The sequence below is a fragment of the Microbacterium sp. K41 genome, assembly GCF_004794395.1.
Lineage (GTDB): Bacteria > Actinomycetota > Actinomycetes > Actinomycetales > Microbacteriaceae > Microbacterium > Microbacterium sufflavum.
In genome coordinates, this window is record NZ_SSDO01000327.1 from 1 (window position 1) to 448 (window position 448).

Here is a 448-nt window from a genome sequence, read left to right on the forward strand (position 1 = left end):
CCGGGTCGCCAGCGTTCCGTCGCCGTGGGTCCAGCGGCCGAGCCGAGCGGCCAGCCCCTCGGTCGACACCTCGCCCGCTCGCACCAGCGGAGTCGCGCGACCCGGGGCCGATCCGTGGTCCATCGGCGCCGCATTGGCCCTGTCGTCCGTGTCCATGTGACCCGATTCTGGACCAATGGACACCTCCACCACCACTCTCGCGCCGGATCTGGGGCCAATCCCCGCGGATTGGACCATCGACCGGTTGCTCGCTCACCTCGCCGACGACCGTGCGCTCGACGACCCCGCGCTGGTCGGTCCCCTGCGCCGCCTCGACGCCGCGATCACGGGGAGCGACGGCGGGCGGCCACTCGCCGCGATCGTGCTCGTCCGCTCCCTGGTCCTCGCCGTCGCCGCGACGCCGGCCCTCCGCGCGCGGACCCTGCACGACGTGCTCACGTCCGCCCGC

1 protein-coding gene is annotated in these 448 nt (G+C 74.6%); it reads left to right on the forward strand.

Annotation, left to right across the window (positions count from 1 at the left end; all coding sequences use genetic code 11):
* Positions 1 to 175 precede the first annotated feature (175 nt).
* The coding region (locus DW309_RS09415; protein ID WP_136045222.1) for a hypothetical protein at positions 176 to 448 on the forward strand (273 nt) is incomplete at its 3' end.